The sequence below is a fragment of the Marivita sp. S6314 genome (genome assembly GCF_023015985.1).
Taxonomy (GTDB): Bacteria; Pseudomonadota; Alphaproteobacteria; order Rhodobacterales; family Rhodobacteraceae; genus Marivita.
Genome location: NZ_JALKAO010000033.1, coordinates 1 through 374 on the forward strand (window position 1 = coordinate 1; position 374 = coordinate 374).

At 65.2% G+C, this 374-nt stretch carries 1 protein-coding gene; it reads left to right on the plus strand.

Annotated elements, in window-relative coordinates; translation table 11 throughout:
* The coding region (locus MWU54_RS18650; protein WP_247086763.1) for an AMP-binding protein at positions 1-374 on the plus strand (374 nt) is incomplete at both ends.

The following is a 374-nucleotide window of genomic DNA, read 5'->3' on the forward strand; positions in this document are numbered from 1 at the left end:
TACAACGACGTCATCGGTGGCGGCCGCTGCCCCATCGTGGACACCTGGTGGCAGACCGAAACCGGCGGGCACCTGCTGACCCCGCTGCCCGGCGCGCATGCAACCAAGCCGGGATCGGCGATGAAGCCGTTCTTTGGCGTGATGCCCGTGGTACTGGATCCGCAAACGGGCGAGGAAATCCATGCCAGCCCGACCGAAGGCGTGCTGGCGCTCAAGGACAGCTGGCCGGGCCAGATGCGCACCGTCTGGGGCGACCACGAGCGGTTCGAGAAGACCTACTTCTCGGACTACAAGGGCTATTACTTCTCGGGCGACGGCTGCAAGCGCGACGCCGACGGGGATTACTGGATCACCGGCCGTGTGGACGATGTGAT